General features: G+C 42.6%; 22 protein-coding genes. 11 read left to right on the forward strand and 11 right to left on the reverse strand.

The features are described from left to right. Nucleotides 1–370 precede the first annotated feature (370 nt). Nucleotides 371–832: a universal stress protein gene (locus tag B3R91_RS05815; RefSeq protein ID WP_068403584.1), complete on the forward strand. Its 462-nt coding sequence runs from the start codon at nt 371–373 to the stop codon at nt 830–832. A 149-nt stretch (nt 833–981) separates the two neighbouring features. On the opposite strand, the gene B3R91_RS05820 is transcribed toward B3R91_RS05815, so the two are convergent. Further along, entirely contained in the window at nt 982–1,914 is a 933-nt protein-coding gene (locus B3R91_RS05820; protein WP_193032109.1) for a LysR substrate-binding domain-containing protein, read from the reverse strand. A gap of 201 nt (nt 1,915–2,115) precedes the next feature. Between B3R91_RS05820 and B3R91_RS05825 the strand changes: the two genes are divergently transcribed. Next, entirely contained in the window at nt 2,116–3,198 is a 1,083-nt protein-coding gene (locus tag B3R91_RS05825; protein ID WP_286796822.1) for a YeiH family protein, read from the forward strand. 197 nt (nt 3,199–3,395) lie between these two features. Here the strand turns inward: B3R91_RS05825 and cspE are convergent, their stop codons facing one another. After that, nucleotides 3,396–3,605 carry a transcription antiterminator/RNA stability regulator CspE gene (cspE, locus tag B3R91_RS05830; protein ID WP_068403593.1) on the reverse strand — a complete coding sequence of 70 codons (210 nt, stop codon included), beginning with the start codon at nt 3,603–3,605 and terminating at the stop codon, nt 3,396–3,398. A gap of 287 nt (nt 3,606–3,892) precedes the next feature. Then, complete coding sequence (locus tag B3R91_RS05835) at nt 3,893–4,312, reverse strand: YbaN family protein (RefSeq protein WP_286796823.1); 420 nt, start codon at nt 4,310–4,312, stop codon at nt 3,893–3,895. Between the two features lie 718 nt (nt 4,313–5,030). Here B3R91_RS05835 and B3R91_RS05840 point away from each other — a divergent pair. Together B3R91_RS05840 and B3R91_RS05845 are read left to right on the forward strand one after the other, a co-directional pair. Continuing rightward, nucleotides 5,031–5,927, forward strand: coding sequence for an ABC transporter substrate-binding protein (locus tag B3R91_RS05840; protein WP_286796824.1), 897 nt, complete (start codon nt 5,031–5,033; stop codon nt 5,925–5,927). A gap of 298 nt (nt 5,928–6,225) precedes the next feature. Further along, a complete protein-coding gene (locus B3R91_RS05845) occupies nt 6,226–8,682 on the forward strand; it encodes a hypothetical protein (RefSeq protein WP_286796825.1) in 2,457 nt (818 codons plus the stop codon). 183 nt (nt 8,683–8,865) lie between these two features. Here B3R91_RS05845 and B3R91_RS05850 read toward each other — a convergent pair whose 3' ends face one another. After that, nucleotides 8,866–11,823, reverse strand: a complete 2,958-nt coding sequence (locus B3R91_RS05850) for a valine--tRNA ligase (RefSeq protein WP_286796826.1) — start codon at nt 11,821–11,823, stop codon at nt 8,866–8,868. A 541-nt stretch (nt 11,824–12,364) separates the two neighbouring features. Between B3R91_RS05850 and B3R91_RS05855 the strand changes: the two genes are divergently transcribed. After that, nucleotides 12,365–13,180, forward strand: coding sequence for a formate/nitrite transporter family protein (locus B3R91_RS05855; protein ID WP_286796827.1), 816 nt, complete (start codon nt 12,365–12,367; stop codon nt 13,178–13,180). Nucleotides 13,181–13,446: 266 nt separating this feature from the next. On the opposite strand, the gene B3R91_RS05860 is transcribed toward B3R91_RS05855, so the two are convergent. From B3R91_RS05860 to B3R91_RS05885, 6 genes are all read right to left on the reverse strand, one after another. Next, nucleotides 13,447–14,370: a bile acid:sodium symporter family protein gene (locus B3R91_RS05860; RefSeq protein WP_201589543.1), complete on the reverse strand. Its 924-nt coding sequence runs from the start codon at nt 14,368–14,370 to the stop codon at nt 13,447–13,449. Nucleotides 14,371–14,783: 413 nt separating this feature from the next. After that, entirely contained in the window at nt 14,784–15,272 is a 489-nt protein-coding gene (locus B3R91_RS05865; protein WP_286796828.1) for a YbjQ family protein, read from the reverse strand. A 48-nt stretch (nt 15,273–15,320) separates the two neighbouring features. Continuing rightward, on the reverse strand, nt 15,321–15,791 hold the full coding sequence (locus tag B3R91_RS05870) for a YbjQ family protein (protein WP_286796829.1): 471 nt from the start codon (nt 15,789–15,791) through the stop codon (nt 15,321–15,323). Nucleotides 15,792–15,882: 91 nt separating this feature from the next. Further along, nucleotides 15,883–16,440, reverse strand: a complete 558-nt coding sequence (locus B3R91_RS05875) for a UPF0149 family protein (protein ID WP_286796830.1) — start codon at nt 16,438–16,440, stop codon at nt 15,883–15,885. Between the two features lie 251 nt (nt 16,441–16,691). Continuing rightward, the gene (locus B3R91_RS05880) at nt 16,692–16,928 is read right to left on the reverse strand and encodes a PA3496 family putative envelope integrity protein (RefSeq protein ID WP_068403618.1); all 237 of its coding nucleotides are present in this window, start codon (nt 16,926–16,928) and stop codon (nt 16,692–16,694) included. Between the two features lie 189 nt (nt 16,929–17,117). Further along, complete coding sequence (locus tag B3R91_RS05885) at nt 17,118–18,623, reverse strand: hypothetical protein (protein WP_286796831.1); 1,506 nt, start codon at nt 18,621–18,623, stop codon at nt 17,118–17,120. A gap of 512 nt (nt 18,624–19,135) precedes the next feature. Here B3R91_RS05885 and serB point away from each other — a divergent pair. The 6 genes from serB to hemJ all read left to right on the forward strand — a co-directional run bounded on the left by serB (nt 19,136) and on the right by hemJ (nt 24,845). Then, nucleotides 19,136–20,323 carry a phosphoserine phosphatase SerB gene (gene serB, locus B3R91_RS05890; RefSeq protein WP_201589547.1) on the forward strand — a complete coding sequence of 396 codons (1,188 nt, stop codon included), beginning with the start codon at nt 19,136–19,138 and terminating at the stop codon, nt 20,321–20,323. A gap of 138 nt (nt 20,324–20,461) precedes the next feature. Next, the gene (locus B3R91_RS05895; RefSeq protein ID WP_286796832.1) at nt 20,462–21,472 is read left to right on the forward strand and encodes a DUF368 domain-containing protein; all 1,011 of its coding nucleotides are present in this window, start codon (nt 20,462–20,464) and stop codon (nt 21,470–21,472) included. 225 nt (nt 21,473–21,697) lie between these two features. Beyond that, complete coding sequence (gene aciT / locus B3R91_RS05900) at nt 21,698–22,087, forward strand: AciT family ciprofloxacin tolerance protein (RefSeq protein WP_068403623.1); 390 nt, start codon at nt 21,698–21,700, stop codon at nt 22,085–22,087. 211 nt (nt 22,088–22,298) lie between these two features. Then, complete coding sequence (locus tag B3R91_RS05905; RefSeq protein ID WP_068403625.1) at nt 22,299–22,805, forward strand: SCP2 sterol-binding domain-containing protein; 507 nt, start codon at nt 22,299–22,301, stop codon at nt 22,803–22,805. A gap of 322 nt (nt 22,806–23,127) precedes the next feature. Further along, nucleotides 23,128–24,294 (forward strand): biotin synthase BioB, encoded by a 1,167-nt coding sequence (gene bioB, locus B3R91_RS05910; protein ID WP_286796833.1) that lies wholly within the window; start codon nt 23,128–23,130, stop codon nt 24,292–24,294. A gap of 116 nt (nt 24,295–24,410) precedes the next feature. Further along, nucleotides 24,411–24,845: a protoporphyrinogen oxidase HemJ gene (gene hemJ, locus B3R91_RS05915; protein WP_068403628.1), complete on the forward strand. Its 435-nt coding sequence runs from the start codon at nt 24,411–24,413 to the stop codon at nt 24,843–24,845. Between the two features lie 164 nt (nt 24,846–25,009). Here hemJ and B3R91_RS05920 read toward each other — a convergent pair whose 3' ends face one another. Continuing rightward, nucleotides 25,010–25,858, reverse strand: a complete 849-nt coding sequence (locus B3R91_RS05920; RefSeq protein WP_286796834.1) for a hypothetical protein — start codon at nt 25,856–25,858, stop codon at nt 25,010–25,012. Between the last annotated feature and the right edge of the window lie 191 nt (nt 25,859–26,049).

A 26,049-nucleotide genomic window follows, 5' to 3' on the forward strand; every position in this document is an offset into this window, starting at 1 on the left:
GATAGCTTCTTCGTCAAGCGCTCATGTGGCCGTTAACTGATAAAGCAGCTCAGGATAAACAATCAAAAATGGAAAGGTTTATATTTATAAAATTGATTGGTCTAAAATTAATAGCGTTGTAAAAGTTATAAAAATAGCAGTGTTATAAAAATATAGGTAATCTTTAAATAGAATGGCAATTATCAGCTAAAAAGGATTTGCCTAACGAAACTAGATGGGGCTTAGGGCTTGATAAGTCAAGATAGCGCTAGGAGAAAAATAATAACGCTTCAACAATAAATCATAAAGATAGTGTGGATTTAACAAAGCCTACTTAACAGCAGTCAGTAGTAGTGCTATAGTTGAAATCATCTGTCAAAAGGAGCAGCTCATGAGTTACGAACATATTTTATTGGTCACCGACTTGATGTCCGACGCTGATGTGGTCGCCCAAAAGGCCAAACGTATCGTCGAGAATCGTCCGAACGCCAAATTATCGGTATTACATATCGTCAAAGATACCATGGTCGGCTTTGGCTATGAGCTGGTGCCTGCCTCAAGCTTATACGATGAAATCGATGATGAACGCTGCCAAGAAGCACGCGCCAAATTAGCGCAATTTTTGGAGCGTAACGACTTGCACGCGGTCAACTCTGAAGTAACAACCGCCATCTCTAACAGTGAGGGTATCGTCAATTATTGCCATAAGCATGACGTTGATTTATTGGTCATCGGTCGGCATGAGCGCCACGGTATCTCGGCTTGGCTAAGTGGCGCGACGGCAGATAATATCTTGCCAAACGTCCCATGCGACAGCTTAGTGGTGCGACTCGATAAACCCGTTAATAAATAAGCCTAAGAACAGACTAAACATCGTTCCGAAGTTATTTAAAATTATTAAAAAATCTCATTAACAAAAGCGCACTGTATGGCAGTGCGCTTTTTTATTATCCATCAAAATAGTAGATACTCTATCCAATACCTCTATGTTTACTACTAAAATCAATCTTCTGTCAAAATATCAATAAAACTCTGCCAAATGGGGCTTTGATGACGCGCTTTATGCCAAACTAGCCACCACGTGCGCGATAGATCAATACCGGTAACTTTCACCTGCACCAGCTCTCCTTTATCCAATTCTGCTTGAATGACATACTGCGATAAACAGCCAAGACCGATATCGGCGCTGACCATATGCTTAATCGCTTCTGACTGCTGAATCGCCATGACAATCTCGGCATGTGGCAGATGCTGCAATAACTGCTCATCGATGATTTGCCGCGTCCCCGAACCCGCCTCTCGTACCAATAATGGCAGCCTTGCCAATTGTTCCGTGCTGAGCTCATAGCATTTTTCTTTCTCATTATAGGTCATGTCTGTCAGCCATTTACTATGAGATTTAGCAAATACCATCAAGGTATCGGTGCGCCAAGCGTGCTGCTCAATGACTTTCATATCTGTCGGGCGCGGCATACCTTCTACAAGCGCAATATCGATATTTAATTGCTCAACTTCGCCGACTACTTCTTGGGTATTAGCAATATACATATCGATATGGGCATCGGGTAGCGCTTCGTACAATTTAGCAAGCAGCGGCGGCAATACATAATTACCAATCGTGGTACTAGCACCAATATGAATCTGCCCTGCTTGATGCTTATGATAATGCTCAAGGGTTAAAGCTTGTCCCAAAATAGCTTGCGCCTGAATATAAATAGGATGGGCGTTTGGATGCTGATTAAGCCTGCGACCGACGCGCTCAAATAGCGGCATTTGTAACCGCGCCTCCAGCTCAGTGAGTGCACTGCTGACCGCTGACTGCGATAAATGCAGCTCTTCACTGGCACGGCTGGTACTGCCAGTTTGATAAATACTGACAAACACCGATAGCTGCTTAAGGGTAATCCTCGGTAGCAGCTGCATAACTTTTTTCATGATTGGATCACCTCTTTCATCGGCCTTTTATCTTTAACTAATTAGGACATGACCTAGCCTACAACAACTTACCAACCTAAAAAATCGATAGTTTATATCTTATTAATCTGTTTTTATTATAAATCGGTTTATCTTATACTGTCTATTCATAAGCTTATGCTTATTTCGATTATAGATGATAAAAAATAGGATGCGTACGATATGAACGCAGTAGCACAAACCATGCATAATTACTTCCCGCATAACCGTCATGCGATGGGACTTATCGTCGTGCTGATTGGGAGCTTGTTTTGTTTGTGGTTGAATATCAGCTTAGACACATGGTCAAATGGACAAATTGTTGGTCTGTCATCGTTGACGCTAGCAATTTTACTTGGCATGGTACTTGGCAATACGATTTATCCAAATTTTTCTGATCAATTAAGTGCGGGTGTTGGTTTTGCTAAAGGTCAAATACTGCGCCTAGCCATTATATTTTATGGTTTTAAACTGACTTTAACCCAAGTCGCAAGCGTTGGTATGCCCGCCGTAATGACTGATGCATTGGTATTAACCTCAACGTTTTTACTTACCTATTGGCTCGGTACAAAGTGGCTTAAAGTCGATAAGCAAACGACCTTATTGATCGGCTCAGGGGCAAGTATTTGTGGCGCTGCAGCGGTAATTGCCGCAGAACCCGTGGTCAAAGCCGAAGCGCATAAAGTCACCATTGCCGTTGCCACCGTGGTGGTCTTTGGCACGATTGCCATGCTGCTCTATCCATTTTTATATCAACTTGGCTGGCTACAACCTTGGCTAAACGCTCAGCAATACGGCATATATACCGGTTCAACCATTCATGAAGTGGCACAAGTAGTGGTCGCTGGTAACGCCGTCAGCACCGAGGTTGGCAATACCGCGGTCGTCACAAAAATGATACGAGTGATGATGCTCGCGCCTTTCTTATTGATTTTATCGTTTGCCTTAACCAAAACCAGTAGTGATAATGGCGAAAAGCCGTCTTTCATAAATCGTGTGCAACAAGTGAAAGTCCCTTGGTTTGCCTTTATCTTTATTTTGGTGGTGGTATTGCATACGTGGATACCGATGACGGCAAGCTTTGAGCAGAACATGGTCATGCTTGATGATGTCTTATTGACGATGGCAATGTTTGCCCTTGGTTTGACCACCCATATGAGTGCCATTAAACAAGCTGGCGTCAAACCATTGATACTTGGGGCGATTATGTTTACTTGGTTAATCGTTGGTGGCGGCTTGATCAATATTGGCATCGCTTCACTGTAAAAAAGCTATTTACGCACCAATAAAACTAAAAATGCCGACGATTATCACTATAATCGTCGGCATTGTTGTCCTAAGACTTTATTCAACACTTTACTATTTATTTATCAAAAGCAATAAACATAAATAATAGGTGAAAAAAAACGAACCCTAAGGCTCGTTTTTTTATTCATCTAGCTCTAATTGTCTATAAAGACAAATTAGATAGCAACGATGTTATGTGCTTGTGGGCCTTTTTGGCCTTGAGTTACAGTGAACTCAACTTCTTGGCCTTCAGCCAAAGTTTTGAAACCTGAACCAGTGATTTCGCTGTAATGAGCAAAAACGTCTGCGCCGTTTTCTGGAGCGATGAAACCAAAGCCTTTAGCTTCGTTGAACCACTTAACTGTACCTTTTTGAACGTCTGACATAGTCATAACCCTGATATTTAATTTATTTTTGGCCTAATTGGCCGATAACGCTTGCAAATAGCTACTGAACGATAAATATTAAAACGAAGGATTATAACTAATACTACGAGGTAATGATTTGGTGCAGAACTGCTCTTAAGCTTGGAGGTATTATAGGTGGCCTAGCGCAGTATCGCAAGCCTTATCTTATCTTTAGTGTAACAAAGCGCAATTATTGGCTATTTTTTGACCTTATTTGCTTTATTTTTAGGTATTTAGCAAAGACTTTAAGTATTTACTCTATATATTTAGGCATTTGGCAAACGGAATAAATATATGGCGACGCCAGTGCAAATCGCTGCTACTAGCCACGCCATCCACATCATATCCGCTGGCAGACGATAAAATAACATCGATATCGATAGTGTCATCATAATCGTTGCTAACCACTTGGCATATAGCGGAACAGCGCGACGCTCTTCCCAATCACGAACAAACTTACCAAAATACTTATGATTAATCAGCCAAAAATGAAAACGTCGTGAGCTACGTGCCCAGCAACCTGCTGCTAGCAAAATAAAAGGCGCGGTCGGCATCACGGGTAATAATGCGCCAACAATCCCCAAGACAAAAAATATCCAACCAAATATCAAAAATGCCCAACGCACCGCTGGGCTATTGTGTTGATTGGTCTTTGGGCGGTAGTAGAAGTGCTTTTTTTGGCTCATAAAGGATGTCGTTGGATAGTGGATATCGTTGGATAGTGTCAGATAATCAGGTTTTGGCCGGCAAATTTATGACAAAGACGGCGGCTTATAGAACTCACTAAGGATGCCGTATGAGGAGATATGCTACAAGACTATTTTTATGAGGGTTTTGCTATCAATCGGTATGTTTGGTTAGTGATTGGGTAAGTACCAATTACAGATAGTGCGCTCTTCTATTAACACGTCGATTGAAAGCGCCTATAAGATTGAAAGCGCTTATAAAAAGCCGTCACAAATGAGAACTGTTATAAAGGACGGTTAACGAGCGTCAGTCATCACCTTTCATTGTCATTCCTGATACGCTTGCATCACCGCTTACAAGTCGTCTATGATGATGCAGTAGCTATCGATAATAGTCATTAGCAGTACGGATTCATGAGCAATACTGATCAAAAATAATGCAGCACCACTCAATCTTGTCGGGGTGCTTTGCTTTTAACCTTGTAACGATTGTTAAAACCATCGCTGAGACACACCCGTGAACCTGAAGCAGTTAGCACTGACGTAGGAAACAAGCATGACAGACCCTAAGCAGTCTATAAATAAGAGAAATCTCTATCTGATTCGCTGATCTGATGGCGTATCTGACTTTGAGATTTTTCCTTTCTTGTTTTGCCTTTTTTGTTTTATTTAAACAGCATCAGTCTGATTGTTTTCTATCATTAAGAAGGAAACAACCATGCAGTCAACCACCAAACTTACTCTGACCCTCGAATGGTTTTTAAACCCTGATCACCTGCCCTTTATCGCGGGTGTGACCACAGGCGCATATGAGCAGGCAGGGCTAGATATCACTATCATTGAGCCTGATGACCATTATGATGGCTTTGCTGAATTGCAAAATCAAAGTATCGATCTGCATGTGAATGAGCCGATTCATCTGTTTGAGCATTATGCGCCTAATCTGCGTGCGCTTGGCTGTTTTTTTGAGACCGATGGTGGCATATTGATGCAACGCGCTAGCATGGATAAGCTAAAAAACAATCAGCCTATCCGCATCTGCACCCCTGCTGCTGAAGAAAAAACCAATCGTATTGGCTTTGAGATATTAGCTCGCTATGCCAAGAAAAATGGCTTTAGTATCAGCCGTGATAATGTGAGCTTTGTACAAAAAGACTTTTATCATATAAAAAACCTGCAAGAAGACCCAAGCCTCGATGGTGCATGGCTATGCTTTTATAACTTTGAAGGCGTTGAGGCGACACATGAAGGGTTAAACTTTACATTTATCGATCAGCATCTGTCACCTTATCCGAACTTTTCAGCGTTAGAGATTCTCACAACGGATGAGATCTATAGCGCAAAAAAGGACGCGATAGATACCTTTATCCAAGTGACCAACCAGATGACAGAGCTGTGTAAAAATGATCCAGAGACTGCTCACCATATGTATTACAACTACAGTAAGACCGAAGCCGATACACTGATGGATGCCATTATTGATAATACATTGGATAGATTGATCACCCCAATCACGCCTGATGCCAATAAATGGCAAGAGCTACGCGAGATGCTGGCAGAGATCAATATCGTGACGTTGAGTGATGAGCAGTATCAATCGCTGTGGGCGCTGTAGAGATTTTATAAGTTAAGATATTTTTTATCCTAGACAAATCAAAAAATTAATCTTAGATATTAGGAGAAAGTTGTGAATTTATACTAAACTTATTGATTAGTTTCATAAGTTTAGTATTTAATAAAGATTAACAGTTTCATCATTCAATGGTAAAGTACTTTGACACTTGATATACCAATTAGCTTTAAACTATTTTCAATTAATATGTACTTACCAATATATCTGTTAGAATTTTCAATAAAAGCATCTCACTCGACTTCTTCATTATAAATAGATAATTAAAACTGGAATAGCAATTATGGACGATCTAGATACTACAAAAAGAAATATTTTTAGTACTGCTAAACTTTTGAAGGAGAACAACTCCAATGAAGCAGAAACTAGATTCAAACTTATAGATATAATTCTCAAAGAAGTATTAGATTGGAAAACAGAAGATATTGAAGTAGAAAAGCATCTAAGAGAAGATAACAACTCCACTTTCGCCGATTATGTTTTGAAAACAGCAAATACAGCTATAGTTGTCGAAGCCAAAAGAATTAGCAATTTTAATCTAGGTGATTATAATCAACGGAAAATATTACTTGGTAAAAGCTTTCTTGAAACAGAGCTTGGAAAGGCTGTAGTACAAGCACGAGATTATGCTAGAGGTTTGGGAATAGATTTTGCTTGTGTTACGAATGGATTATTGTGGTTCGTATTTCCTGCACAACGTCACGATCAAGTATCATTCAATGAATCTTCAGGCATACTCTTCTCGTCTCTTGAAGAGATTTTTAGCACTTATTATTCTGAATTTACCGCTCTTATAAATAGAGCATCAGTCTTGGCAGGAAGTTTAGAGCTTCATCTATATGGACGTGCTGAGAACCAAATAGATCAGCGACACCTGAAAAACTTTTTTAGTCCTTATTCTAATATTTCAAAAGATAACCCTATCTATGAGAACTTATCTAGTCAGATAGCAACTGCCTTCTCCGAAAAAGTACTTTCATTGGACTCTGCCGAATTTAGTAGACTATATGTACCTAATGCGCAAAATATAAAGTTTGATAGTAAGATAAGAATGACTGTGTCAAAGCGAGACACAGTAGTGGCGAAGAAAACTAATAGATTAATGAGAGATACTGATAGAGATAGATTTATTGAGAAAGTTTCAGATAATAAGAATTTCTCTAAACTTGCATTTATCATTGTAGGTACAGTCGGTTCTGGAAAGACTACTTTTCTACATTATCTTGAGAAAATAAAACTTCAAGACTTGTTAAACAGTCCAGATAATAATTTTCACTGGATTAGAATTGATTTTTTAGAAAGCACTCAGGACCTTTCTTATACATCATTTATATACGAACATCTTTTTCGTTATATTCAGGATTCAAATCTAGGTGATAAAGAAAAATCCATCTCTCCAGCCTATGCTTCTGAAATTGAATCTCTACTAAGGGGACCTCTCGCATTTCTTTCAGATGAAAAAGAAAAAAATCGTGAAATATCAAATTTAATTCTAAAAGATTATAATGAAAAATCACCTTACATAGAGAAAATTTTCAGATATCACTCTGATAAATCAAATATTTATATAATAGTAGATAATATAGACCAAATAGAAAGTGATATAAAACAAAGCGAACTTTTCTCCGCAACACTGTCAATTGCTAGAAAGCTTAACCTAAATTTAATAATTTGCTTGCGCCAGTCTACTTATATACGTAACAGAAACTCTCCATTAATTAATGCGTATGATTATGAATACGGACAAATAGATCCACCTTCTGTACTCGCAGTCTTATCTAAGAGATTTGATCTATTAAGTTCAATTGTACAAGGTATGAGCTTTAATTTTACAGCTGAAAATGGTGCTAGGTTTATTGTTGATGATGCATCCGAAGTAATAGGACAGTTAAAAGAATCTGTTCTAGGTAATGAAGTTGGAGGACAAATCGAAGTATTAGCATCAGAAGATTTAAGACTAGCATTGAGAATGACTAGGGATTTTCTTGAAAAAGGCTATTCTAATACATCTCAAGGCATACAGAGTTATGCTAAAGGTAACAAATATATCCTTCCAAAACATGAAGCTCTTAGAGCCATCATAGTTGGTAATCATACTGTTTACGATGAAAGTTATTCTGCTGTTGGAAACATTTTTGACTCTAAGCTCTCAATACATAATTTACAGCTGTTAAAGCTTTTTATTCTTAATGCATGCGTGAATAGGGCTACCCTTTCTAGTTTTGAAGGCATAGACGGAGACGAAATAATTGAACACCTTAAGAATATAGGTGTAGCGAAAAAATATACTAAGCAGGTATTAAAGGTCTTATGTGAACAACGTTACCTTTTTACACCTAGTCATACTGTATCTGAAGATATCGCCATGTATGCTCCTTCAAGACTAGGAGGGTACGTTGTTCGAGAATTACTTGTGGACTTCACATTTTTAGAAAACCTTATGTTTGACACTTACATATCAGATGACGAAACTTGGCAGAATTTAAAAGAAATTAGTCATGAGATTGAGAGTGAAAAAAACATCATAAGCAAAATAGAAATTAGAGTTAAACGGATTCAATTTTTTTGGAACTATTTAACTAAATCATATAGCCCATTGCTTAATGAATCACTAAAAAGAACCTTGCCTTCAGAATGGTGTAATGACTTATTTGGAGATAATACAGGCACTTTAGAAAATACTTTCTCTAAAGTTAAAGGCTCAGCCAAGAGAAATTATGGTAAATCGAAAAAGTCTTAGAATTATTTTAAACTTCCTTAACTTTTAATTTGGAAGCTAGCTATCACTTCGCTCTATAATTATTTTTGCGCGAGGGACGAGCGCCGAGCTAAGTCGTTAAAGAACACTGCCCCATGCATCGCATATTTCTATGGTGTAAAGAACTCCGATGCTGAGGCTAGTCTTTTTAGTTTTCTGCTTTTTTTACAACGCCTTTAACTGCTCCATCTGCGCCGTCATTGCAGTCAACTGCCCTTCTAACTCAGCCAGTTTCGCCTTTTCAGCATCGACTACTTCGGCTGGCGCTTTACTGACAAAGCCTTCGTTAGAGAGCTTACGCGCGATGCCGTCGGCCTGCTTTTGTAGCTTTTCATGCGCTTTGTCCAGACGTGCCAGCTCAGCCGTTGGATCGATTAGCCCTTTCATCGGTACCAGTACACGTAGCTGGCCGACCATGCTCGATGACGATAGTGGCACCTCATCACCTTCTTTGACGATCTCTAAGCTCTCGACTTTGGCCAGTGCCTTAAACTGGTTTTTGATACGTGATAGACGCGCTTCTTCCTCATCTGAGATATTTTGTAGCAATACTGGTAGGCGTACGGCGTTACCCAGTTTCATCTCACCGCGGATATTACGGATACTGGCGATCAGCTCTTGTAGCCATGCCATGTCCGCCTCCACCTGCTCACTGATCTGTGCATTATCAGCTTGAGGATAGGCTGCGACGACAATGCTGTCAGTATCTTTACGGTTCAGCAGCGGCGCGACAGTCTGCCAAATCTCTTCGGTCAGATACGGCATGATCGGATGGCTAAAGCGCAGCGCCGTCTCGAGCACATGCAGCAACACGTAGCGGATTTGCGCTTTACGCTCGTCTGTCACTGAGTCATCATTGAGACTGGCTTTGGCAAGCTCAACGTACCAATCGCAGTACTCGTTCCAAATAAACTCATAGATATCATGGCTGACCATATCAAGGCGATACTGAGCAAAGTGTTGATGGATATTGCTAATCGTCGAGTTTAGACGACTCATGATCCATTTTTCTGGTAATTCCCACACCTCAGGATTTGCCGTTTGGTCAATCGCTTGGGCGTTGCCTTCTTTATCGATACAATTCATCAGTACAAAGCGGCTAGCATTCCAAATTTTATTACAGAAGTTACGATAGCCCTCAACACGTTTTAGATCAAAGTTGATATCGCGACCGGTACTAGCAAGGGAGGTAAAGGTGAAGCGCAGCGCATCGGTACCGTAAGCTGGAATGCCCTCTGGGAACTCTTTTCGGGTTTGCTTCTCAATCTTTGCCGCATCTTTTGGATTCATCATATTGCTGGTGCGTTTTTCAACCAGCGTTTCCAAATCGATACCATCGATCAAATCAATCGGATCTAAGACGTTACCTTTAGATTTTGACATCTTCTGACCATTGCCATCACGTACCAGACCATGAACATAAACGGTTTTAAACGGTACTTGCGGCGTGCCATCTTCGTTTTTGACAAAGTGCATAGTCATCATGATCATGCGTGCGACCCAAAAGAAGATAATATCAAAGCCAGTGACCAACACGCTGGTCGGGTGAAAGGTTTTTAGTACGCGCGGATCAGCGTTAGGGTCTGCCCAATCAAGCGTACTAAAGGTCCAAAGTCCCGAGCTAAACCAGGTATCAAGCACATCATCGTCTTGGCGCAATTTAACGTCGTCGCTTAGATTGTACTTAGTGCGTACTTCCGCTTCATCACGGGCGACATAAATCTCGCCAGTCGCGTCGTCATACCACGCAGGGATACGATGTCCCCACCATAGCTGACGGCTGATACACCAGTCCTGCAAGTCCGTCATCCACGCCATATACATATTTTTATATTGCGCAGGAACGAACTCAATTCGGCCATCTTCTACGGCATCAATCGCAGGTTTGGCAAGCTTACTGACGGCCACGTACCATTGATCGGTCAACCACGGCTCAACGATCGTACCACCACGCTCAGCACGTGGGGCTTTGAGTGCGTAGTCTTCGATATCCTCTAGCCAACCTTGCTCGCCCGCTTGCTCAACCAAGAATTTACGCGCCGCAAAACGCTCAAGTCCTGCATATTCACTTGGCGTGGTTTCTAATGTCGGCTCACGTGTTTGTAGGTCAGGATAAACTTCCATCGCAGGTAAGATATTGGCGCGTTCATCAAGGATATTAATCAATGGCAAGTTATGACGACGACCAAGCTCATAGTCATTAAAATCATGGGCTGGGGTGATTTTTACGCAGCCAGTACCAAATTCGATATCAACATAATCATCGGCAACGATAGGAACAATGCGACCAGTAATCGGCAAGGTAATGGTTTTGCCAATCAAATGCGCGTAACGCTCGTCCTTTGGATTGACGGCAACGGCGGTATCGCCCAGCAAGGTTTCAGGGCGCGTGGTAGCGACAACCAAATAGTCCTTACCATCTTGGGTTGTGATATCTTTCTCAGTGAAGTGATAGCGAAAATGCCACAAGCTGCCCTTTTCATCGACGTTTTCAACTTCTAAATCTGATAGCGCGGTTTGAAATTTTGGATCCCAGTTGACCAAACGCTTTCCACGATAAATAAGCCCATCATCATATAGACGAACGAACACTTCTTTGACCGCATTGGATAAACCATCGTCCATGGTAAAGCGCTCTCGCGACCAATCAACCGAGCTACCAAGGCGGCGAATCTGCGTGGTGATATTGCCGCCCGACTCTTCTTTCCACTCCCACACTTTATCGATGAAATCTTCGCGCGTCATATCACGGCGCTTCAAACCTTGCGCCTCCAAACGACGCTCAACGACCATTTGGGTGGCGATACCGGCGTGATCGGTGCCCGGTTGCCAAAGGGTATTATCACCATCCATGCGATGATAACGGGTTAGTGCGTCCATGATGGCATTGTTAAAGCCATGACCCATATGCAGTGAACCGGTGACGTTTGGTGGCGGCAAGGCGATAGAAAATGACTCGTCTTTATCAAAACTTGGCTTAAAATAACCGCTATCTTCCCAGCCTTGATACATGCCTGCTTCGACATCGCTTGGATTGTAGGCGTTCTCTAATTGGCTTAAGGCGGCCTGAATCGATTGGGTCAGGTTGGTTTTGGTATTATCAGGGGTATTAGAAGTACTCATAATAGAATGGTCTTTTATTAGAAATGAAGGTGGTCAAACAAAGTTATCGAAAAATAGGGAAAATAATTAATAGAGTGATTTTAACGCAGATAAGCAGATTTTGTTAGATGCTAAGGACATTTATCAGTCTTCAATAGAGGCAGGGGCCAATTTACAACAGTAATCGGCTGAACACTCAACACAATAAACGCTGCGCATACGCTAAAATAAAGAAAAACCTAAATTATCATCAGATAAACAGCGAGCCGACCGTGTCTAAAGATGGCGAGCACAACGATAACAATAATAGTAGCAATAGCAGCCACTTTAAAGCTGAAAAAAAGAGGATGTACGCTCTATAGCTGCTGAAGAAAACAGCGTTGAAGATAAAGTAGAAGGCGATACTGAGGAGCAGAGCGACTCCGATACCGCAGAAAACTTAGAGGACGAAGATTTCTCTGAGGATATTAGCGAAGAAGACAAAGAGACCATCAAAAAAGTCGCCAACGATGATAATTTCAGCCAAGCAAAAAGCTATGCCAGTATCTTGGTTGAGCAGGTGATGGATGGCAGAGAAACTTTTGAGCGCTCGCTTGGCTCGTTATTTACCAGTGCTTTTACCGCAGGGCTTGAGATTGGTATCAGCTTCTTTATGATTTTATCTGCTTTTGCGCTTTTGAGTGGCATGCTCCCCAGTCATTACGCGATCGTCCTCGCTTCCCTATTTTATCCGATTGGCTTTATTATTGTCGTCATCGGTCAGTCACTATTATTTACCGAACAAACCTCACTGCTGAGCCTGCCTGTTCTCAACAAAATCGAACCCTTACATAAGTTGCTACGCCTTTGGGGCATTGTCATCGCCGGTAACGTCGTTGGTGGCTGTTTATTTGCCGCTTTGATGATAGGCCTAGGTTTAAATATGCAGTTATTTAGCGTCAGTGACATCGTTGCCTATGCCGAGCATATCTTAGGGTTTAGATGGTGGGTGATATTTGGTAGCGCCATCTTGGCAGGCTGGATGATGGGCGTTACCGCCTGGCTTGTGACATCAGCGCGTGACACCCTTAGTCGCATTGTTTTGGTGACCTTGATTACTGGCAGTATTGGCTTTTTAGGTTTGCATCATAGTATCGTCGGTAATATCGAGATATTTTCTGCTTTGCTTTATGGCAATACCGTTAGCTTAGCGCGCTATTTGCTATTTTTGGCGGTGATATTGGTTGGCAATACCGTTGGCGGGGTGGTATTTGTCGCGGTCCTAAAAAACCGTACCTTCTTATTTGATATTGCTAAAGTCAAAGAAGAAACTGCCAAAGACAAACCAAACGAAGGCAACAATATAAACAGCCGTATAAATACCCGCCGTCCTTATTAACAATAATTAGCAGTAAAATCCTCAAGCTAATTTTCCATAACAGATTTTAAGCTTTTAAACCTGTTATGGGATTTTATGAACGAGTGATATATAGTAAATTCCATTGAGAAATGTCATAGGACTGCTGGAATAAATTTTTCGAAGCCTTTGGCGTGCGAAGCACACAGCAAGCAAGGAAGATTTATTCCAGCAGAGCGCTATTTTAAATGAACCACTTTTATATTGAATTGGCTATAGATGCTTAGCGTCTGTCTAAATCATTAGCGCTAAAGCATGCGCGCGGCTAACACACTGCTTTCTATTTCAGACTTTCTCAGTTTATTGTGCCGTGCGCTAAATATGCGTACCAAAATCCCTGCCGTCAAGAACATTACCAAGGTATAGATGGCTGGCATCATCGACATATCGTAGTTCGATAATAACGTCAACGCCATAAATATCGACAATGTACTGTTTTGGAGCCCGACTTCTAGCGTGATTGACGTTCTTTGCGCCAAATTTAGACCGAACCATTTGCTACTATAATAACCAAGCGCCATGGTTAAAAGGTTCAATATTATCGACACAGGGCCGGTAGCGATAAAGGCATCGACGATGATATCGCGTTGCACATAGCCCAAAAACAGCACTAAAAACGTTAAAAACAGCACGCCAAAGCGCGACACATAGACTTGTGAGCGATCGGCGACTGCTGGCGCGTAACGCTTAATCAGCATGCCGATACTAATAGGCACAATCGTTAGCAGCACCAAAGTAAGCACCGTTTTTAATACGGGCAATTCAAACGCGCTACCGCTGCCCATAAAATAAATCAACGAAAAGCTCAGTACAATCGGAATGGTAAATACCGTGATAACGCTGGCGATCGCGGTCATCGTTACCGACAGCGCCACATCACCTTTGGCCAAATAAGTAAATAAGTTTGAGGTAGTGCCGCCCGGACACAGCACAAGCAGCATAACGCCAACGGCATACTCTGGGCGTAATGGCATGATATTGGCTAAAGCAAAGCCGATGATTGGCAGTAGTATGAGCTGATTGGTCAAGCCTATACCGACAGCCTTGGGATATTTTAGCACCCGTTTAAAATCATTGGTGACGAGGGTCAAGCCCATGCCCATCATGATTAAAAACAAGCAAATGGGAATAATAACTGAGTTTACTAAAGTGACTAGCGCCAAACTTTCCATAATGACATCCCTGTAAATGTGACCTATTCCTAGATCAACTGCTAATGATTGAGTGATAACGGCTTAGCATTCCTTGCTAAGGCTGGTTAATAGCGGCTGACGCTTAACATCAACGACCATCACTCATTGTTATGCTGAATTGCTGTTATATAGTCAAAATATCCTAAAAACGAGACGGTATTGCTGATATATCGATATTACTTTTCACTCACTATAGCTTTCATGAGAGTGCTTATAGCATAAAAGTCAGCAAAACATATAGCGAGTATATAGCGCAAATGTCATACATATTTGCTTTATTCAGCGACTCATCAGTCAAGTGTGAAATGTGGGAATAGAGTAGAAATAGAAAGGGTTTTATTCTGAATAAGAGGATTTGCCAGAAGGTTTAATATGGTTAGGGTTAAATGGCTTTAAAGGATTGAGGCTTTATCAGAATTCTCACAACTATGGACGGCGGTACCATAGGCAATGGCTTCGACCATACTGCCCAACTGATTGACATTACTGACTTCAAAACGCAGGCCATAAATATGATTATAGCCTTTCGCCTGCGCTTGGCTACGCATACGTACGGCGGCTTCACGGCGCGCGCGATCAAGTAAGGTCTCATAAGTGGTAAGATTTTTACCAAAGATACTTAAAACGCGAGCAATGACCATTTTAAAATAATCTTGCGCAATCACCACACTGCCAAGTACCAACTCACCCTCAGTATGAGCTGCAAGTTTAGATACATAAAAGCGCTCGGTCGAAACGACAATATGGCTAAGCTCTTTTTCAGCGATTTTTAATTGTGCCAAATGCTGACGCTCATGCCGTGAGCCAAAAAACCAGCCGACCACAAACAGTACCAGAAGCGGCGCATAGTTGATAAGCATTTGGGTGAGAGAATTATTCATGGACCGTCTCGAGCGTCAAAAAGCATTGCTGCTTTTTTTACTGGTTAATTAACCAAAAGGATTGAAACGTGGCAAATCATCAGCAGCGGCGGTTGGGTTTTGCGGCACCGCTTGGTTATGATTTTGCAAACCTGTAGGACCAGAAGGATTGCTTGGCGGTTGATGAGATGAAGACGAAGAGATGGACTGCTGCGGCATGGGCACGGCTTTAACCGCTGTGCCATAAACAAACAGCTCAGAAGCGCCTTGGGCAATGCTCGAAGTCGAAAACCGCAGACCTACCACGGCATCGGCACCTAAGGCTTCTGCTTTGATGACCATACGATCGATGGCTTCTTGGCGTGACTCTTCTAACAGCTCGGTGTAGGCCGTCAGCTCACCACCAACGATATTTTTTAGCCCAGCAAACAAGTCTTTGCCCACATGCTTTGAGCGCACAGTACTGCCGTAGACGACACCTAAGCGCTCGGTAATCTGATAGTTGGGTAAGTGCTCAAGATTGGAAAGTTGCACAGTCATGGTACAGCCTTATCAGTGACTTATATGAATTTAATGAAGATTGATGGTTTCAATGAATAATAAACAATCAATATTGTTGAAACAAACCATGCTAGTCATTGGTATGAAACAATAAAAACAGCTCGGTTAAATTGCCTTCGATGCTATTGGCCATTTGCGCCATTTTATCTTCATCAGCGCGCATTTCGGCAAGCTCAGGATCTTCATCATCAATACCGCTTAGCACAATCATCGGTAAGGTTAAGACCGCCACATCTTCTGCGGTTTCTTCATCTTCAAACCAATCGCTGGCTTCATCGCCATACATCGCATCGACAAAACCAATCGACCAAGCAACAATATCAGACTCTTCTGAAAAATCGACCGCCACTTCCTCATTACCGGCATCTTCACCAAAGGGTAGCTCGATCGGCGTCTCATTTTTTAGCTCAGCCATAATCGAGTCGCGCCAGCGCTGAATACCGTCAATCACATTTGCAGGAATGTCACTGACGTGACCTTCAAATAGCGCATCTAGCCAATTTGGCAACTGACGACCAATAACTGTCGCGGTCAAAAAACCATGGGTGGCAACACTATCAAGCACGAACTGGCTCTCATCATTGTCCAAATAGTCTAATAATTCATCGAAACTGAGTGGGTTATTCATAGCAGGGAGTCCTTGGCGGCTAGATTACGGCGTACGCCATACATGAGTATGGCAACATAAAAAGAGCTGATTGCAGCATCATTTTTAACAATTTAATATTATTAAAAACCTCTGACAATCAGCTTAGCACAATATACTTAACATGATGATTGCTTATCTGTGTAACCAGTTAACAACTTTCGGCTAACACATAGCCATTATCTCTACTTTTCCTGATTATCAAGCGGCAAACTTAAAACAGAAATAACGGGTTAAATATCGTCATCGTCCCAGTCATCGCCATCTTCATCAAAATTATCGATGTCATCAAGATCGTCTTTGAGCTCTTTTTCTAGACGTTTTTCTTCTAGTAGGTTATCAATCAAACGGCGTTTCTCAAGGCTGCTTAAGCGCGTACGCACACTGGTTTCGGCCTCTTCCACCATCTTGGCGTCGTCATCATCGACAAAATCGTCATCAAAATCGTCATCAATATCAGCGTCACTCATGACAAACTCCTATCGTTTTTCGGCAAAGGTATTAAAAATACATAAATATATATATGCCTTATAAAGTCTCTCCCAAGCGTTGTCAATCCTTTTTATCACTATGACAACGTTATGCTCAAAGCTAATAAGCGCACAAGCATTTATCTTACAGGCAATTGTATAGATTCACTGACGTCTAAAGTGACAAATTTACCCCTGCTCTTCTGTCTCTTCAATCATCAATACCGCATTACGTACATCAGCCAGCCGCTGAATCATGGCATCATTACCGCCATCGAATATCGCACATTCGCGCTCATAAACGGTCGTTGGGCGCATGACGCTTTGGAGCTGCACATGATGATTGATTTGTTTAATACCCGCATTTGGTAGCAAAATAAGCATCTGCTCTTTTTTACCGACGCTCTCTAATAAATGGCTCATCGCCTCAACTTGCGCATTATCACTGACACCCGCTTTCGCTGGTAAGGCAAATCTAGATAGCTCGATATGCTTGTCGTGGATAATTTTATTCAGCATGAGATATAGCTTAGCGAGCATTACCCCTGCTAATGCTACTTTGGCATGACTATTATCTGCCTTTAGCATCACATAAGCGCCGCTTTCATCAAAGCGTGGCTCATTAATCGCGCTCACCCCAAGCAATAATGGCTGCTTGAGTAATTCGGTCACCGCTTGATTTAATAACTGCGTACATAATGCCAAATAAGGCAGGCGCTGCGACGGCGCTAAGCGCTCGAGCATATTGAACTCATCATGAAAGACTATCTGGACGCTGACACTATCAAATGGACGGTTGGCAGACAGCCGAGCCATACCATTAGAGCCATTAGGCTTATGGCTGTCATGATTGTTAGCATTGCCAGCAGTCACTTGGTCTTGTAGATTGTCCGCGCCATCGTTACTCATAGCATGTGCAGTGGTGTCATGAGTCGCATCAAGCTCAAGATTTTGACCTTGCTGCCCTCTAACGTATTGATTGACCGCACTATGAATATCCAGCTTACGCGGTAGGTCTGATTTATCAACATTTGGATTGCGGCTGGTAGCCGCGACATTGGCGGCACTAGCGGATTCTGCTGACACATCTTCTTTTTCATCGCCACGCTCAAGGTTGCGCTCATAACCGCGCGCAAATTCGCGCTGATCGATCTGCCTGTACTGCTCGCGATGTAAATCTTGAATATCGCGGCTTAGCGCATTGATTTGCTCTTTGGTTGGGCGAGCAATATAACCATAAATCAGCCATAGCAATAAATGCAGCAGCATCGAGCCAATCACAAACGGCCACTGCATGGCGATAATCTCACCCTTGCTAATGTCTTTGAGGGTCAAGGCCACGCTACCGATGACTGCATCGCCTTTGGTGGCGATTTGGCTAATGGTATCGCCTTGCTGCATCGGTGCATTACCGACTGGCACCAAGACATCACCATTATTGTCTTTAATCAAAATGCGCGTGACGTCCTGCTCGCTGGTATAACGATTGGCTATGACGCTAAGGCTGACGCGGTCTTTATTTTCTAAAGATAAGCGCGCTTCATCGATGAGCTGAGCGACCATTTGCTCGCCCTTTTGGGCACGGCTATTGCTCAGCTGCTGATCGGTACTGATGACCAATAATAGGGTCTGCAAACAAAAACTAACCAGAAGAATAATGGCAAACAACCCTTGCCGCGGCGCTAAATACGTCATGATATGGTAAACTTTTTTGGATAAATGGAAGTAAAAAAAACGAGGCTAAGGCTCATTTTCTAGAAGTGTATGCCGCTCTTAATTTGTCTATTTATTTTTTGCTTAATTTACTAGCGCCGCCACTCAATCAATCAATAGTATTACAGTATTTAAACGCATAGCACTTAAACAAATAGCACCTAAACAGATGACACTGAAACCAATGCTATTGATAAGACCTTGCCATCGTACAGCAGTTTTGTTGTGCAATTATGTTTGGTTCATACATTTACCCACAAATCGAGCGCTTATTTTCTCTACTATATCATCATAGTAAGGGTTATGGCGTTAGCGAATCGCATAAATTTATTGTAAGAATTTTCTTCTATGCGGCGGCGCTTTTTAGGCCTGTTAATTGGGTATGCTAAGCGTTTTTATCAGACTGTGAGACTTTGTACCTCATCTATAGGCGCTGCCCAGTAAAGCTGCTATTATTCCCAATCTTATATCAGCATACAAGGGACAATTGAGCGATGCAAAAAAATACATCTTACTCGTTACCAAAAGACAGCAAAGCTTGGCAACAAGCGGTCGATTCTGTAGCCTCATTATTGCCTGAAGGCACAAATCTACATGATTTTGATGCGCTACAATCCTTGCCCGTGTTTGCCTTGATTGTGGTATTGCCGACGCATGTATCTTCGCTCGATATTCATCAATATGTGCAGTCTTGGGTCGATGAACAGCCAAACTGGCACTTGGTCACTGTCGCAGAAGACGCCGACGCCAATTTTGTCGATATTGAGATTGCTGATATAGATACCACGCAGCCATTTGCCAAGCGCTCGTTTATTGATGTGCAAGTGTTCCGCTATTTGCTAGTACCCGTCACCGATACTCTCATGCACCCTGCTAAAAAGACAGCAGCGGCGCACATTATCGATGACCAATTGACCACCCGTCTGCGCCACGAGTTAACCGAAGACTATAAAAACTCGCAAACTACCATAGGTAGCGAGCATTTAGATGTGGTCGACTGTCATATCTTGTCGGTCGGTCATATGCTACGTACCCATAAGCTGGCCTGTTTTGATATGGATTCGACCTTGATTGAACAAGAAGTCATCGTTGAGCTGGCAAAAACTGCAGGGATTGGCGAGCAAGTTGCAGCCATTACCGAAGCGGCGATGCGCGGTGAGATGGATTTTGATGAATCCTTTGCACAGCGCGTGGCGTTATTAAAAGGCATATCGACCGATGTGCTCGATGATATTTGTAGCCGTTTAACCTTATCAACAGGCGCGCTGACCACTATTAGCGCCCTTAAAGCTCTGGGTTATCATACCGTCTTGGTTTCAGGCGGCTTTACCTACTTTGCCCGTTATATCGCTGAGCAATTGGGTATCGATGAAGTCCACGCCAATGCGCTAGATATCGAAGATGGCGAAGTGACCGGTCATGTGCAACTGCCGATTATTAATGGCGCCAAAAAAGCGGCGATTGCTGAACATACCGCCGAGCGCTTGGGTATTGATATGTCACAAGTGGTTTGCGTCGGCGATGGTGCCAATGATTTACCGATGATGGCGCTAGCGGATTTGGGCGTGGCGTTTAATGCCAAACCCATCGTTCAAGCGCGTGCGGACGCTGCGGTCAATGTTACAGGGCTTGAAGGCGTGCTTTATGCGCTTGGCTATCCAGCCTTTGCCCGTACTAAATAACGCTTAACCATTCTAAAAAATTAGCTAGGTTAAGGATTTGTCTTTAGCCTAGCTTTTATGGTTGAAGCTTTTTTATATCTACATCTCTTTTACCCTATTCATCTTACTTTCATCTTGTTAAATAAAAAAGGACTGTCCATGACGGCATCACAATCACCGCGGCCAGATGCGCCGTCATCTTCCACTCCTCTAGATAATGAATATTCAGTTCAGGAAAGCACCCCTATTTATAATGACAGTCCAAAGCAGCTATTTGGCGTCTATGCCAAAGGCATTGCGATGGGTGCAGCAGACATTGTACCCGGTGTTTCTGGCGGTACGATTGCTCTAATTGCAGGGATTTACGAGCGCTTGATTAATGCTTTGAGTAGCGTCGGTCCTCATCTTTGGCAAATCTTTCGCCAACAAGGCGGGCTTAAAGGCTTGGTCGCCGTATGGAAGCAAGTCGATGCCACTTTTTTGGTGTGCTTGCTACTTGGTATCGCCACCAGTTTTGCTACGTTAGCTGGATTTATTAAGCATTTACTCGACCATCAGCCTTTACTGATTTGGTCGTTCTTTTTTGGTTTGGTGGTGGCAACAGTCTTTATCTTATTGACTGAGATTACCCGCTGGAATATAGGACGGGTGGTATTGTTTTTGCTAGGGGCTGGTAGCGCGGTTGTCATCAGTAGCTTGCCCTTATTGACCACCGCGCCAAGTTTGCCTTATTTGTTTCTTGCAGGTGCAATTGCCATTTGTGCGATGATATTACCCGGCATCTCAGGCTCCTTTATATTATTGTTGATGGGCGCTTATGACACCGTACTCGAAGCGGTGCATACGCTAAACTTTAGTATTATTTTTACCGTCATTGCCGGTATGGCAACAGGTTTACTGCTGTTTACCCGTATGCTCAAATGGTTGCTATCACGCTACTATCAAGCAACGCTTGCCTTGCTGACAGGCTTTATCGCCGGCTCGCTGGTGAAAGTTTGGCCATGGAAAACCGATGCGCTCGGTACATTAAATAGCGCTGCTATCAATAACGTCATGCCATGGCAATATCCTACGGGCGCGCATTGGCTGACGACTTTGGGCTTAATGCTGTTAGGCGCTGTTTTGGTCACCGCCTTATCATGGTGGGGGCGCCGCGGCGTTCGTCCTTAAAGCCAAATCTACGTTAAAAGTAAATTAAGTCCAAAAAAGCGCCTACGATTAAGGCGCTTTTTTGTTGCTATTGACGGTAATATTTGCGCGTAAGTTTCTTAAAACTGTTTAAAAAAATCAAACGTCAGCTGTTGTCGCAAAGTCGTCGCTAGCCTCTTTAGCTTTAGCTCGCAAACTTCCATAATGACCCTGTTGGAATTCACCTGATAAAGAGCGAGATGAACAATGTTATTAACCATATTTTCTACTTTTGCCAGTGAGACATGGGGCGCAGGTGCCATATTGGGTACTGGACTGCTAATGGGCTTGGTGCTTGCGCTGGCTTTATCAGCGCAGCGTTGGTTACTGTGGTATCTGTTTGGTGGCATGGCGTATTGGTTGGCGGTTGAAGCCATTTATAGCTTATTAAGTTATTGGTCGGTACTATCAGAATGGCACAATTATGTGGTCGCGATGGGTATTAGCTGGTTGCCTTTGATAGGTTGGGTACTCTATAGAGCTTTGCGTTACGAAGACGTCAGCCGCACTGTACATCAGCAGCGCGAGCTACAAGCCGCCCGCTATATTGAACACACGCCCGTTTATGATGATGACTATCAACCGCGCTTTCACTAATTCAGTCATTTACTAAGCTTGTCCCTATCATACGGCTGTCATCGAATGTTACAAGATACTTAAGGCACTCTACGTAAACCCTAAAGAATGGAAACTTATTATCTGTTCAATCGTTTATAATCTAATTATATATTTGTCATAAAAATTGTTATAAAGTACGCATTATTTTGCGTTTCATTTCTCATTCTTTAGGTTGTTTAGGAGTTCGATTATGTTTACTGTTCCTGTATTAGATATTAAGTCTGACCCATTAGATGTGTTATTAGCGGTGATTGGTTATCGTTTATCGATGCTCGCTGATAGCGAAGATGAAGACGTTAAAGCGCTGTTTGCTGATCGCAAAGTCACTATCGAGCTTGCCAGCACTGACGCTGATATTGCGCGTTACTATAGCTTTGATAATGGTCAATTTAGTCAACATAGCGGTCATGCCAAAGACGCTGATTTGACGATTAATTTTAAAGACTCGATGACTGGCGTTAAGCTATTGACCAAAGGCAGCCTGCCTGCTTTTATGACTGCCGTGCAAGAAGGCAATTTGAGCATCGAGGGCGACTATAGCCTAATGATGTGGTTCAATAAGCTTGCCAAACATATCGTGCCAGCGGTGCCAGAACAGTACAAACCTTATATTCAACAAGCCAAGCCTTACGCCTATAAAGCGCAGCAGTTTGCCAATCATTGGATCGGCGTTGCTAAGCATAAATTGGGTAAATAATAACTCAATCGAATAAATAATGTCACAAGTGAAAATAAGCAGATAGTAGCTGGCTAACGTCCATATAATCTAGCGTAAGGACAATTTAGCGTAAAAACAGTCTAGTGTAAAAATAACCTAGATACGTTTCACTACTTAGCACTATTCTGATTTTCTAAAAAGGTTGCGGTATACTATACGGCAACCTTTTTTTATTGCCTAGAGTTTATCGTTTTAACTTTAACAAAGGCATAAACCCAAGGTTACTCAATTCTTCTTAATTAAACTAATCGCTATTAATTTAACCAATACCTTTAAATACTGTTATAAAAGGATTTATCTCATGGCAGGATTGCTTAATATCTCAGAACCAAATGCCAATAACCATAGTCATAATAATACTGATTCAATACTTAATAATAAAAATGCGTCCCATGATTTTTTAGCAAGCTTAGCGACAGATGCGACTAAAAAGCGCGAGAAAAAATACAATCGTGAACAAATCGCTCAGTTGTTTGACTTACCGTTGATGGATTTGTTACTGCAAGCACAGACCATACACCGCCAACACTTTAGCGCCAATGAAGTACAAATCAGTACTTTGCTGTCTATCAAGACCGGTAACTGCCCTGAAGATTGCGGTTACTGCTCGCAGTCCGGTCACCACCGCGATACCACTAAGCTACAGGCGGAAAAACGTATCGAAGTCGATAAAGTCATTGCCGCTGCCAAACGCGCCAAAGCCACGGGCTCATCGCGTTTTTGTATGGGTGCAGCATGGAAGCATCCAAGTGCCAAAGACATGCCTTATGTGGTCGAACTGGTCAAAGAAGTCAAAGCATTGGGACTTGAAACCTGTATGACTCTTGGCATGCTAGATACAGACCAAGCGGCACAGTTGGCAGATGCAGGTTTAGATTATTACAATCATAATCTCGATACCTCGAGAAGTTACTACGAGCAAGTGGTCAGTACGCGCAGCTATGATGAGCGCTTAGATACCATTGCGAATGTACGCAATTCAGGTATCAATGTTTGTAGCGGCAATATCGTCGGCATGGGTGAAAGCCGTGATGATCGCATCGACTGGGTTCATGAGCTGCTGAAAATGCCCAAAGCACCCGAGTCTATTCCAGTCAATTTATTGGTGCCTATTCAAGGGACGCCCATCGGTGATAAAGTCTTAGCAGAAGGTCAGCTATCTGTCCTTGAATGGATACGGACGATTGCGGTGACGCGTATTTGCTGTCCAACCAGCTATGTACGCTTATCTGCTGGACGCGAAAGTTTATCTGATGCTGAGCAAGCACTGGCATTTATGGCAGGGGCAAATTCATTCTTTTATGGTGATAAGCTTTTGACCACCGGCAATGCCAGCCAATCAGGTGACGATAGGCTGATGCGCGAGCTTGGTTTGACTAAGCAATTTGCCGCACCACGAGCGCTAAAGCAAGTGCCTGTCATGGATGCCATGAGCGGTCATCAGTCGCAAGTTGTCTTAGCAGAGTAAATGCCATGCGTGCCGCTACCATTATCGCGTCATCTGCGCTAAGCTTGCCGACATTATTAATTAAGAAATTGCGCACGACATTGCGCACAAAATATTAAAACGTAAGAGAGAAAGTGATGGCAGACTATTTTAATTGGATTAAAGCGGCTCACATTATCTCTATGGTGTGCTGGTTTGCGGCGATATTTTATCTGCCGCGCCTATTCGTGTATCATGCGATGAGCGACGATAGCATCAGCCACAAGCGCTTTGCCATTATGGAGCGCAAGCTCTATCGCGGTATCATGACGCCATCGATGATAGCCACTTGGTTGTTTGGTTTATGGATGTTGGGAATGGGCTGGGATGTGTATAAGACTCAGGGCTGGCTACACGTAAAACTACTATTGGTGGTACTGCTATCAGGTTATCATGGCGCTTGCGGATTTTATCGCAAAAAGCTGATTGATAATCCGCATTATAAATCACATAAATTTTGGCGTTGGTTTAATGAAATTCCCGTATTTGCGTTAATTTTCATTGTCATTTTAGTGGTGGTAAAACCTTTTTAAAATAATGGAAAGTAAAGCTGACTTACCTTAAAAGTATTTTTATCTTGAGTCTGAAACTCAAAAAAAAGCGTCCGTTATGAACTGACCCCCAAATGTTGGACGGTTTATTACTTTAATAGGTAACGGACGCTTTTTCTAAGTCTTGTTATCTCAAATTAACGCTATTAAACATTTGGCCGCATGATTTGATAGACATTACTTAAGTCGTAAACACGATAGCGCGCAGGTTCACGGCGGTTTTCACCAGCATAGCTAAGTATCAATGCTTGCTTGGCACGCTCATCGACCCAGCCAACAAACAGTCCGCTATGCTCGACGCCATTGTAGCCGTGATTGATATAGTAGAGCCAATCACCGACTTCAATCTCACTGCTATTGGCATAAGGGCCTTGTCCGTAGGTGCCTTTATGGATGGTATTACGGCTCACCCCTGCTCGATTAAATACCGCATTGAGATAATCCCAGCAGCCACCTTTAATAATCGTCCGCTCATTGAGCGCCATCTTGCGCGCGGTGCTGATGACTTCCCGCGCCGCCCGACTACTTTGGGTTTCAGCATTACTGAGTAGCGGCAAATATTCGCTATCGACATTGTCATAACTGCCCGATAGAAATGCCGGCAGAACGGTTGGCGCTTGGCGTTGAACTGCCGGATAGCGGTAATTGCTTTGGGCGTTACCGATATAAGCATTTTGGTTAGAATACGAATTATTCGAGTAGCTGTTATTAGACGCGCGATTAGTAGAATAACTTGGTTGCGCGCTACTCGTATTTGCGCGATAGCTAGCAGCATTGCTAGCGCGTTGAATGGTAGATCGCGTCGTGATTTTGGCAGGAAGAACCGCTGAGTACGTTGGGGTATATCGGGCGCTATAATTAGGTTGAGCTGATTTTTGTGCAATCAGGGCGCTCATGCTATCGGCATTTGCTTGGCTGACCGGAAAAATTGTAGCAAAGGTAAATAATAATGCACTGCTCGACGTTGTGATTGACCAAAAGGACAAACGCGACATGACCAACTCCTTGGCGACATATTATTGATGACTTAGCTTGAGCTTTGACCATTCACAAAGTTTGGTCTTTATAAGCTGGCATCAATAAGCGTATTAACGGTAAATAAGATAAATTTTTCAATCCTACTTATAAACCATTTGTACAGGAATCTGCAAGTACTATTGCTTTGAGGTTAGCGATAAAAGGTATA

It is taken from the genome of Psychrobacter sp. UBA6291, assembly GCF_002439405.1.
Taxonomy (GTDB): domain Bacteria; phylum Pseudomonadota; class Gammaproteobacteria; order Pseudomonadales; family Moraxellaceae; genus Psychrobacter; species Psychrobacter faecalis.

Excerpts from the sequence above, each read along its gene's own strand:
- B3R91_RS05885 (WP_286796831.1), bottom strand. The coding sequence starts at position 18,623 with ATGACGTATTTAGCGCCGCGGCAAGGGTTGTTTGCCATTATTCTTCTG.
- cspE (WP_068403593.1), bottom strand. The coding sequence starts at position 3,605 with ATGTCAGACGTTCAAAAAGGTACAGTTAAGTGGTTCAACGAAGCTAAA.
- B3R91_RS05825 (WP_286796822.1), top strand. The coding sequence starts at position 2,116 with ATGAACGCAGTAGCACAAACCATGCATAATTACTTCCCGCATAACCGT.
- hemJ (WP_068403628.1), top strand. The coding sequence starts at position 24,411 with ATGGCAGACTATTTTAATTGGATTAAAGCGGCTCACATTATCTCTATG.
- B3R91_RS05870 (WP_286796829.1), bottom strand. The coding sequence starts at position 15,791 with ATGACTGTGCAACTTTCCAATCTTGAGCACTTACCCAACTATCAGATT.
- B3R91_RS05855 (WP_286796827.1), top strand. The coding sequence starts at position 12,365 with ATGGATGGCAGAGAAACTTTTGAGCGCTCGCTTGGCTCGTTATTTACC.
- bioB (WP_286796833.1), top strand. The coding sequence starts at position 23,128 with ATGGCAGGATTGCTTAATATCTCAGAACCAAATGCCAATAACCATAGT.
- B3R91_RS05820 (WP_193032109.1), bottom strand. The coding sequence starts at position 1,914 with ATGAAAAAAGTTATGCAGCTGCTACCGAGGATTACCCTTAAGCAGCTA.
- B3R91_RS05845 (WP_286796825.1), top strand. The coding sequence starts at position 6,226 with ATGGACGATCTAGATACTACAAAAAGAAATATTTTTAGTACTGCTAAA.
- B3R91_RS05815 (WP_068403584.1), top strand. The coding sequence starts at position 371 with ATGAGTTACGAACATATTTTATTGGTCACCGACTTGATGTCCGACGCT.
- B3R91_RS05835 (WP_286796823.1), bottom strand. The coding sequence starts at position 4,312 with ATGAGCCAAAAAAAGCACTTCTACTACCGCCCAAAGACCAATCAACAC.
- B3R91_RS05840 (WP_286796824.1), top strand. The coding sequence starts at position 5,031 with ATGCAGTCAACCACCAAACTTACTCTGACCCTCGAATGGTTTTTAAAC.
- B3R91_RS05880 (WP_068403618.1), bottom strand. The coding sequence starts at position 16,928 with ATGAGTGACGCTGATATTGATGACGATTTTGATGACGATTTTGTCGAT.
- B3R91_RS05920 (WP_286796834.1), bottom strand. The coding sequence starts at position 25,858 with ATGTCGCGTTTGTCCTTTTGGTCAATCACAACGTCGAGCAGTGCATTA.
- B3R91_RS05895 (WP_286796832.1), top strand. The coding sequence starts at position 20,462 with ATGACGGCATCACAATCACCGCGGCCAGATGCGCCGTCATCTTCCACT.
- aciT (WP_068403623.1), top strand. The coding sequence starts at position 21,698 with ATGTTATTAACCATATTTTCTACTTTTGCCAGTGAGACATGGGGCGCA.
- B3R91_RS05905 (WP_068403625.1), top strand. The coding sequence starts at position 22,299 with ATGTTTACTGTTCCTGTATTAGATATTAAGTCTGACCCATTAGATGTG.
- serB (WP_201589547.1), top strand. The coding sequence starts at position 19,136 with ATGCAAAAAAATACATCTTACTCGTTACCAAAAGACAGCAAAGCTTGG.
- B3R91_RS05860 (WP_201589543.1), bottom strand. The coding sequence starts at position 14,370 with ATGGAAAGTTTGGCGCTAGTCACTTTAGTAAACTCAGTTATTATTCCC.
- B3R91_RS05865 (WP_286796828.1), bottom strand. The coding sequence starts at position 15,272 with ATGAATAATTCTCTCACCCAAATGCTTATCAACTATGCGCCGCTTCTG.
- B3R91_RS05850 (WP_286796826.1), bottom strand. The coding sequence starts at position 11,823 with ATGAGTACTTCTAATACCCCTGATAATACCAAAACCAACCTGACCCAA.
- B3R91_RS05875 (WP_286796830.1), bottom strand. The coding sequence starts at position 16,440 with ATGAATAACCCACTCAGTTTCGATGAATTATTAGACTATTTGGACAAT.